Raw genomic sequence first — 8,898 nt, forward strand, 5'->3', positions numbered from 1 at the left:
GCCGGTTGAAATCACGCGTCAAAGGAATGATCTGCCGCAAGAGCCAGCTCTATCAATGCGTGAAAATGGTAGTCTGGCTTGGTGAAAGCCCTTGGCGCAATTGTGCCACCATAGCCGGTCTGCCCGTGGCGCCGCTCGATCCAGACATTTGTCATGCCCAGCTCTCGAGAAATCCCGATATCATGATGCTGGCTTTGCGCGGTGTGCAAGATCACATCCTTGCTGCCGCCGTCTTCTGCCACATGCGCAAACACTTGATGAAAAAACGTGGGGTTCGGTTTTTCCGTGCCGGTGTCATCCGTGGTAAAGGCCGCCCAGAACGGTTGGCCCAGCTTCTCGGCATATTTTTCAAACGCCCAACGGCGTGCATTTGTCATCGCGATCAGCTTGTAGCGGGATTTGAGCCGTGTCAGCGCCTGTGCGCTATCGGGAAAAGGTTGCGCCTCTCCGACGGCATCAATCATGAACTGGCGATATTCGGGCGTGTCAGGCAGGCCGAATTCGTCAGCGATGCGCGCGTAGCAGCGGCCCAGATCATCCGGAAAAAGACCGGCTTGCGGTTCATAGCGTGCCGCGCGATATGTCGCGAGCGCGGCCTCGCCGTCCAGATCAACCGCTTCCTTCGCTGCAATCTGCGCCAGCCCGGCCTTGATGGCACCTTCAAAATCTATCAGCGTGCCAACAACATCAAACGTCACATAGCGAAACGCGTTCAAAGACTTTGTCGCCGTCATCGTCATATAAGCGTTCCTTCTGTTCCCGTTCGCGTGGTAATGCAGTTTAATCTGCTGCGGAGTTTGCAGCACTCTCCTGCCTCCGTGGCACGTGGTTTTGTCATTGTCGTTCAACCTGCAATCAGCCTTAAAGCCCCTACTTTCATGACCCGTTGGCAAGCGGCCTGTTGCGCTATCTTTTCAGCTTGCGCCAAAAAGCGGCCTGCGAGTCCCTGAAACACGGGCGCAGAGTGGTAGATTATGTTGTATTCTCGCGGAACGCGGCAGATTGCTTTGCTGGCGCCGTTCACATCAATATCCCTTATCGGGATCGACAAAACCCGGAACCGGTTCTTTTGCCCGGCTGGCGCGAATAACCGCAAGCGCGTGCAGCGCACCTTGCTCATGATCGGTCTCGGCCGCCATATGCGGGGTGACCACGACGCGCGGATGGCGCCACGCCCAGTGATCGTGCGGCAAGGGTTCGGGGTTTGTGACGTCCAGCATCGCCGTGGCTATATGCCCGGAATCGAGTGCAGCATGCAAAGCGTACATATCCAATTGTGCGCCCCGGCCCGCATGAACCAACGCGGCGCCCTTGGGCAATGCGGCAAAAAACTCGGCATCCATCAAACCCTGTGTTGCCGGCGTCAACGGCAACAGGCAGACTACTACATTTGCCCCGGCCAGAAAGCTGTTCAACTCATCCTGCGCAAAGACCTCGACCCCTTCGACCGGACGGCCTGACTGGCTCCATCCAGAGACGGTAAATCCGAGGTCGGACAGGGTGCGCGCCGCAAGGCGACCAATGCGGCCCAACCCCATGATACCGATCCGCGTATTGCGAACCAGACGCGGGGTACGGCTGCGCCATTCTCCGGCGCGGGCCTGCTCCAGATACTGCGGCATGTCGCGGTGCAGCATCAGGGTGGCCATCACCACCCAATCGCGCACCATTTCCGAGATACCCGGATCCAGACTTCGCGAAAGAGCAATGCCCTTTGGCAGTGCCGGCATCTGATCAACCCCGGCTCCGGCGCTGATTACGACCTGAAGATTCGGATAGATCTCCAGCGACTTTGGCGGAACCCAACAGAAAAGATGCGTGATCTCCGCAGGATCGTTGACAGCGTCTTCGCCGAATACAATGGTTTCACCCGCCGCCTCAAAGATCGGTATCCAAACCGCTGCGCGTTCTTCAGAAGAAATAAAGAGCAGCGCCATCAGCGGAGAACCTGCCGGATTTCCGGGTCTTCAAGCGTTTGATCCAAAACGGTTTTGGTGCGTTCAATGATGCCGTCAATATCCTCTGGTGTGCAGCATAGTGGCGGCGCATAGCCAAAGATGCCTTGTGCAAAGGATCGGATCACCAAACCCTGTTCCCACGCCCTGTCAAACAGGCGTGTGGCAGGCTGAACCGTCGCCGGGATTGGCGTCTTTTTTTCTTTGTCTGTGACAAGCTCGACAGCCGCCAGCATCCCGCGCCCGCGTACATCGCCTACCAGCGGGTGATCGCGTAGTGTTTCCAGACCGGCCATCAGCTGCGCACCGGCTCTGCAGCCGTTCTCAAGGATGCCACCTTCGTACAGTTTGAGAACTTCCAGCGCGACGGCCGCTGAGACCGGATGCCCCGAATAGGTGAATCCGTGGCCAACGGCCCTGGGCCCGGCCCCTTGGGCGATGGTGTCATAGATATGATCGGACATAAAAACCGCCCCCATCGGCGCATAGCCAGAGGTCAGCCCCTTTGCCGTCGTCATGAAATCCGGCACGATGCCTTCTTCGGAACAGGCGAACAATGGCCCGGTGCGCCCGAAACCTGTGATCACTTCATCAGCGATAAACAGCACACCATATTCAGTGCAGATGTCGCGCATCGCCTTGATCCAACCCTTGGGCGGCACCAGAACGCCGCCGGATCCTTGGATTGGTTCGACGAAAAAGGCTGCCACGCGTTCCGGGCCGACTGTTTCGATTTTGGCTCTCAGTTCTGCGACAGAAGCGTCAATGACAGCTTGCGGGTTGTTCCCCTCTGGATGGCGATACAAATCGTGCGACAAAATCTTATGCTGCCAGTCAAACGGCACGCCGAAACCTTCGTGGAAGGCTGGCAACCCCGTCAGGCCCGACCCTATCGTTGTTGATCCGTGATAGCCTTGGTCGACCGAGATAAACTGATCCCGTTTGGGCTGATTACGGGCGTACCAATAGTAGCGGATATAGCGGATCGTGCTATCGACCGCATCCGACCCGCCTAAGGTGAAAAAGACATGGTTTAGATCCCCGGGTGCGCGCTCGGCCAATTCTGCAGCCAGACGGATGGGCGCCTCTGCCCCCAAATCGAAATACCCTGTCGCATAGGGCAGTTCGCTCATTTGTTTGGCGGCGGCATCAACAACGCTTTGATGGCCATAGCCCGCGTTGACACACCACAGACCGGCGAAGCCGTCGATCAACTCGCGGCCTTCCACATCGGTGACGCGGGCGCCATTGCCGGATTTCAGAACGCGCACGCCCCGCGCTTCGTGTCCCTGAAAGGACGAAACGGGGTGGACCAGGTGCTGGCGGTCCAGTTCAACGAGGGAATTGGTCAGCATGGTATTCTCCGACAAATTGCGCCTTGGGGCTTAGCCAAGGGCTTGGGAAATCAGGGCATAGGTTTTCATATGTGTCTCTGGATGCTGAGCCGCGCGCATCACCATCGCCGTGCCGCCGCCTGCATTGGCAAGACCCAGCGTTTCGACAAATTCTCCCAGTCCTCGTTGGACAGGCAAATCTATGCGCAGAAACTGGCCTTGGACTTGGTTGGCGATTGCGGCAATCAGCGATCGCGCTGCCGTGTCCGTATCGGCCACAACAGGCCCGATCACGGTCCCGCGCCCAAACTGGCGCTTCATCGCAAAGCCTGCGTCGGTTACAAAGATCTCGCTCTGACCATCGGGGAGCGCTGCAATTGCCTGCAACAGCGCCAGACGCTCCATCCCCGAGGCGTCGGCGTCCAATGCCGCCAATCGCGGTAGATTTTCGGCGGTGACCTTCTCGACCGGCTGTATCGGTGCAACCTTACGAGCAATGCCTTGGTGTTGGACAATCTGCCCTGCGGCCACAAAACCCAGTTTTTCATAGAGCGGGATACCGTCTGTCGTTGCGACCAGCCGCAATTCCGGGTCACCTGTCAAAGCGATGATCCGGTCCATCAACTTGCGTCCAAGCCCCTGCCCGCGCATTTGCGCATCGACAATGATCATATTCAACGACGCCACTGGCCCGAATATGGTGCAAAGCGCCGTACCCACGATCACCCCATCACAAAGGGCAACCACGCCTTTGGATACGGACAATGTCAGCGCCCAGTCCTCGAAACGATGTGGCCATGACACCTGTTGTGACAGGTGCACGGCACCTTCCAGATGCAAAGGCGTAAACGGCTCTATCTGGATGTCGCGCGTGGCGATTGGCTGGCTGGAAACTTCAAGTGTCATTGGTAGTCAAATTCCCATTGTGATGATCCAAGTCTAGGCAAATCAAACGGCATGTTTGTTTTGATGTGTTCCCGTGGCAGCAGTTTGAATTTGATCAGACAGGTGCCGCCGCACGATATGCTGCGCCCAACCCGCCTAGATCGACAGGTGCCGCCCGAGTGCGAGAACCATCTGCGCAGCGCCCGCCAATTCGTCTTCGGTCAAGAATTCCTCGGGGCGGTGCGCGCGGCTGATATCGCCGGGGCCGCAAATGATTGCAGGAATGCCCGCAGCCTGAAACAGCCCCGCCTCGGTGCCATAGCTCACCGCCCCCATTGGTGCATTCCCCGAGATTTCTTGTGCAATCGCGGCCAGCGGATCATCCGCAGAAAGCGCCAGCGCAGGATAGGATGACAGCCATTCGGCGCTGATATCTTCCCCTTCAGCCCGGATAGCTTTGACCGCATCCAGAATCGGGGAAAGAACGGTCTTAGGGTCCGCGCCTGCGATTGCACGCGCTTCTATGTCCGCCTGGGCATCCTCTGGAATGATATTGATCGCCTGGCCGCCCGTAATCGTGCCGATTTGCAAGCTGGAGTACGGCGGCGCAAAGCGCGCATCCTGCGGCCCGGTTGCCAATGCCTCTGCCTGTGTCGTTGCAGCGTTCAAAACCGGTAAGAGCGCATGGATCGCATTCCGGCCCAGATCAGGGCGCGAACTGTGACCCGGCTGTCCTTTTGCATGCAGTCGCAGCGCGGCTTTGCCCTTGTGGGCAAGCACCGGAACAAGGCCAGAGGGTTCGCCCACAATACACCCCAAAGGTGGCGCGCAATGATCAGGCAAGGCGGCAATCATATGTGGGACACCCCGGCATCCGGCCTCTTCATCATAGGACAGGGCGATATGGATTGGTGCGGACAAGGGCATCGCTGCCAGTTGTGGCACCATCGCCAGCACGGCGGCGACATATCCTTTCATATCACAGGTGCCGCGCCCGATCAGACGCCCATCCTGCCGACGCATCACAAAAGGATCCGCCAACCATTCCGGTTCACTGGCTGGGACTACATCGACATGGCCCGAGAGGATATAGCCGGGTTTCGTGGCATCTCCGATGGTGGCAATCAGGTTCAACCGGTCGCCTTCGGGCCCGCGCAGCAGAACATGCGGCACATTATGCGCCGTCAGATAGTTGGCCACGAAATCCATCAACGCCTCGTTTGAGGTGCCCACAACAGTGGGAAAGCCGACCAGCTTTTCCAACATTTGTGCAGGAGTGAGGGGATCAGTTGGGGCCATTTCATTACTTTCCGCTGCGGCCCGCCAGGCCATACATATTATAAAGACAAGTTGCCCCAACCTGCCCCGTGCGGATAACCGAAGATCGACGCAAAGCCGCACGCCATGCCGCGCTGTCACGCAGAAACCCAATTTCATGCTTTCAAACGCTGAAACGCGGCAACCCCTGTGGTCGCGTGCGGACAATGATGAGATCAGCAATGACCCTTCGGAGAGCCTTATGACCTTTCGCCCCAAATTCATCACATTCGACTGCCACGGCACCATGATCAATTTCGACATGACTGGCGCGGCCCGTGACCACTATGGCGACAGGTTGACCACAGATCAGTTGGACAAATTCATCAAGAATTTTTCGGCCTACCGGCTGGACGAGGTTCTGGGTGCTTGGAAACCCTATGCCGAGGTGGTCCACAATTCGCTGGAGCGCACGTGTAAACGCAACAACGTGGATTTTGATCCGGCCGTGGCGGAAGACATCTACGGCCGCGTGCCCACATGGGGGCCGCATGCAGACGTAACTGCCGGGCTTGCCAAAATCGCCGACAAGATCCCGCTTGTTGCACTAACAAACGCCATGAACGATCAGATCCCGAGCAATATCGCAAACCTCGGTGTGCCGATCGCACATGTCTATACCGCCGAAAGTGCGGGCGCCTATAAACCACAGATGCAGGCATTCGAGTATATGTTCGATCAGCTGAACTGCGCGCCCGAAGATGTGTTGCATGTCTCGTCCAGCTTTCGCTATGATCTGATGACGGCCTACGACATCGGGATCAAGAACAAGATCTGGGTCAACCGCCGCCACGAACCGGCAAACCCGTTTTATGAATACACCGAAATTCAGGACATTTCCGAGCTTGCCGCTGTTGTTGGCCTGTAACTCAGAGTGACCGCCATGAAATTCACGTCCTATTGGCACGACACCGCCCCGGCTTTTGCCAATGGCCAAACCGGCCTCGTCGAAGGCACGTATGACGTGGCCGTCATTGGAGGTGGTTTTACCGGGCTGAACGCCGCCCGCAAGCTGGCCCGCGAAGGGGTCAGTGTCGCGTTGCTCGAGGCGCAGCATATCGGCGCAGGCGGTTCAGGACGCAATGGCGGGCATCTGAACAACGGGATCGCGCATGGCTTTGCCGAGGCCGTCGCGCATCTGGGCAAAGACCGCGCCACGACGCTTTACCATGCCTATGATCGATCGATCGACATGATCGAGGACGTGATTGCGGAAGAAAACATCGCCTGCGATTTCCGCCGCTCGGGCAAGCTGAAATTGGCGTCGAAACCCACACATGTTGACGGTTTGAAGGCCAATTTTGACTTGATCCACAAAGGGGTTGATCCTGATACCCGATGGCTGGAAAAATCCGAACTGTCGAACGAGATTGCTTCGGATAATTTTCACGGGGGGATGCTCTATTCCAAATCAGCGATGATGCATATGGGCCGCTATGTGAACGGTCTGGCCGAGGCTGCCCACCGCCACGGGGCCCGCATCTGGGAAGGTGCACCTGTCACGCGCCGCTGCCGGGTTGGATCGGGATGGGAGTTGCAGACTCCCAAAGGCAAGATCCAGGCCGACCGTGTGATTGCGGCGACGGGGGCCTATTCCAGTCAAATCAAAGGCGCCCCGCTGACCCATTTCACACGACGCATCATTTCGGTGGGGTCATTCATCGTGGCCACCCGTCCGCTGAATAACGCCGAGATCGCCGCCTCTCTGCCCGGAAATCGAACCTATGTGACTTCATTGAACATCGGCAACTACATGCGCCTTTCGCCAGACCGGCGGATCATTTTTGGCGGGCGCGCGCGGTTTTCGGCGGTTTCGGATCAACGCTCTGACGAGAAATCAGGCGCGATCCTGCGCAGTGGACTAGGCAAACTCTTTCCTCAACTATCGGATGTTGAGATAGACTATTGTTGGGGCGGTTTAGTGGGGATGACCAAGGATCTTTTCCCCCGCGCAGGCGAGGCCGACGGCATGATCTACGGCATGGGCTATTCCGGACATGGCGCACAAATGTCGACCTTGCTCGGCCAATCGCTCGCCGATATGGCGATGGGTCGAACCGATACCAACCCGCTGGAAGGTATGAGTTGGCCCGCTATTCCAATGCACAGCGGCAAACCGTGGTTCCTGCCCCTGGTAGGCCTGTATTATGGTTTAAAGGACCGCCTGTCCTGATCCCACAAGCAGGGGCGGTTGGGTTTTTCCGCTCCGACCCCGGATCAACCCAAAGAATGCGCCGCCAGTCCAAATGTTTGCAGACCATCTTTGGGGCGACGATCGGTGCCGATCCGCATTTCTGTCACTGACGAGAACAATTCCAAGCCGGCGTTAGTCAGCTGCGCGCGGAACGCATCGCTCTGCACAGGGGTGTCAAACCGCGCGAAGGTGCCTTCACACTCTTGAAGCAAGGGCGCGGCGAGTTGCCATGCTGTCTGATCGTCTTCGGCAACGACAGGGCCTATGACTTTGCCCCGCCCGAATTTGCGCAGTAACGCATAGCCGCGAATGCCGGTTACATCGCGAAGGACGGTTCCGGATGACACGCCTAACAGTGCGCGGATGGTATCACTGCGGTCAGCACCAAATGCGGTTCGATCAACTGCATAAATCTGCGCGACGTCCTCTTCGGAAAGCTGATGCACGTCAAATCGCTCGGTGGTCAGCCCCAACACGGGCGTAGGCGTTTCAACCCTGTGCGCAATACCTTGGTGCTGCCAGATCGTCGCCACCGGGACAAAGCCTGCGCTTTCATACAGCCGATAGCCTGATCGCGTTGCGCTCAGCCGCAAATCACGGCCCGCACAATCGCGCATCATCCGACGCAGCAGCCGTTGCCCGGTACCGCGTTCCTGCAGTCGCGGCTGCGTCACCATCATGCCGAGCATTGCAAAATCATCAGCCATCTTGAACGACATCGCCGAGCCGAGCGGTCGCCCGATTTCATCCAGCGCAAGATAGCCATCGCCAAGTTTTTCAAACAACTGAATGTCAGCTGGCCGATGCGGCCAAAGGACACCTACCGTCAACTCGTGAATCAAGGGAATCTTGTCAGCGTCGATCGGTTCAATCGTGGCGTGGTAGGAATCAACCTGCAAATGGGGGTCTTCGTCGCCGGTCCGGCGCGATATGAATCTATCATACCGCTTCCACATCTCAGCCTCCAAGGGCGCGATCTGAGAGTTGGCAGGTACGATCTTGGAGATCAAAGCGGGTATGTCATCTTGCATTCTGCGTCTCATTTGGTTTTGCGCTGCCAGACCATGGCGTAAGGTTGCGGTGTGCAGTACCTGTATTCGCGCGCAGGGATGTTGCCACCAGAAATCGCCAAGTATTGCTGATACTATGGCTTGGCTCGCACCAACTTTTCCACCGTTTACGCCGGGACCTCAACACTTTCTGCGGTGTCGCC

At 57.6% G+C, this 8,898-nt stretch carries 8 protein-coding genes; 2 read left to right on the forward strand and 6 right to left on the reverse strand.

All coding sequences use genetic code 11. The features are described 5' to 3' along the window. Positions 1–11: 11 nt before the first annotated feature. From ABJO75_RS00705 to argE, 5 genes are all read right to left on the reverse strand, one after another. A complete protein-coding gene (locus ABJO75_RS00705; protein ID WP_348124692.1) occupies positions 12–740 on the reverse strand; it encodes an HAD-IA family hydrolase in 729 nt (242 codons plus the stop codon). A 285-nt stretch (positions 741–1,025) separates the two neighbouring features. Beyond that, a complete protein-coding gene (locus tag ABJO75_RS00710; protein ID WP_348124694.1) occupies positions 1,026–1,937 on the reverse strand; it encodes a glyoxylate/hydroxypyruvate reductase A in 912 nt (303 codons plus the stop codon). Next, entirely contained in the window at positions 1,937–3,310 is a 1,374-nt protein-coding gene (locus tag ABJO75_RS00715) for an aspartate aminotransferase family protein (protein ID WP_348124696.1), read from the reverse strand. Before ABJO75_RS00715 ends, ABJO75_RS00710 begins: the two co-directional genes overlap by 1 nt. A 30-nt stretch (positions 3,311–3,340) precedes the next feature. Then, positions 3,341–4,195, reverse strand: coding sequence for a GNAT family N-acetyltransferase (locus ABJO75_RS00720; protein ID WP_348124698.1), 855 nt, complete (start codon positions 4,193–4,195; stop codon positions 3,341–3,343). A 135-nt stretch (positions 4,196–4,330) separates the two neighbouring features. Next, entirely contained in the window at positions 4,331–5,473 is a 1,143-nt protein-coding gene (argE, locus tag ABJO75_RS00725) for an acetylornithine deacetylase (protein WP_348124700.1), read from the reverse strand. 220 nt (positions 5,474–5,693) lie between these two features. Between argE and ABJO75_RS00730 the strand changes: the two genes are divergently transcribed. Then, complete coding sequence (locus tag ABJO75_RS00730; protein WP_348124702.1) at positions 5,694–6,359, forward strand: haloacid dehalogenase type II; 666 nt, start codon at positions 5,694–5,696, stop codon at positions 6,357–6,359. A gap of 15 nt (positions 6,360–6,374) precedes the next feature. After that, positions 6,375–7,664: an FAD-binding oxidoreductase gene (locus tag ABJO75_RS00735; protein WP_348124704.1), complete on the forward strand. Its 1,290-nt coding sequence runs from the start codon at positions 6,375–6,377 to the stop codon at positions 7,662–7,664. 44 nt (positions 7,665–7,708) lie between these two features. On the opposite strand, the gene ABJO75_RS00740 is transcribed toward ABJO75_RS00735, so the two are convergent. Next, on the reverse strand, positions 7,709–8,716 hold the full coding sequence (locus ABJO75_RS00740) for a GNAT family N-acetyltransferase (RefSeq protein WP_348124706.1): 1,008 nt from the start codon (positions 8,714–8,716) through the stop codon (positions 7,709–7,711). Positions 8,717–8,898: the final 182 nt, after the last annotated feature.

This window comes from Sedimentitalea sp., assembly GCF_039973035.1.
Classification (GTDB): Bacteria; Pseudomonadota; Alphaproteobacteria; order Rhodobacterales; family Rhodobacteraceae; genus Sedimentitalea.

Bases quoted from the DNA above. Each gene is read 5' to 3' on its own strand.
- ABJO75_RS00705 (WP_348124692.1), bottom strand. From the start codon at position 740: ATGACGATGACGGCGACAAAGTCTTTGAACGCGTTTCGCTATGTGACG.
- ABJO75_RS00710 (WP_348124694.1), bottom strand. From the start codon at position 1,937: ATGGCGCTGCTCTTTATTTCTTCTGAAGAACGCGCAGCGGTTTGGATA.
- ABJO75_RS00715 (WP_348124696.1), bottom strand. From the start codon at position 3,310: ATGCTGACCAATTCCCTCGTTGAACTGGACCGCCAGCACCTGGTCCAC.
- ABJO75_RS00720 (WP_348124698.1), bottom strand. From the start codon at position 4,195: ATGACACTTGAAGTTTCCAGCCAGCCAATCGCCACGCGCGACATCCAG.
- argE (WP_348124700.1), bottom strand. From the start codon at position 5,473: ATGGCCCCAACTGATCCCCTCACTCCTGCACAAATGTTGGAAAAGCTG.
- ABJO75_RS00730 (WP_348124702.1), top strand. From the start codon at position 5,694: ATGACCTTTCGCCCCAAATTCATCACATTCGACTGCCACGGCACCATG.
- ABJO75_RS00735 (WP_348124704.1), top strand. From the start codon at position 6,375: ATGAAATTCACGTCCTATTGGCACGACACCGCCCCGGCTTTTGCCAAT.
- ABJO75_RS00740 (WP_348124706.1), bottom strand. From the start codon at position 8,716: ATGCAAGATGACATACCCGCTTTGATCTCCAAGATCGTACCTGCCAAC.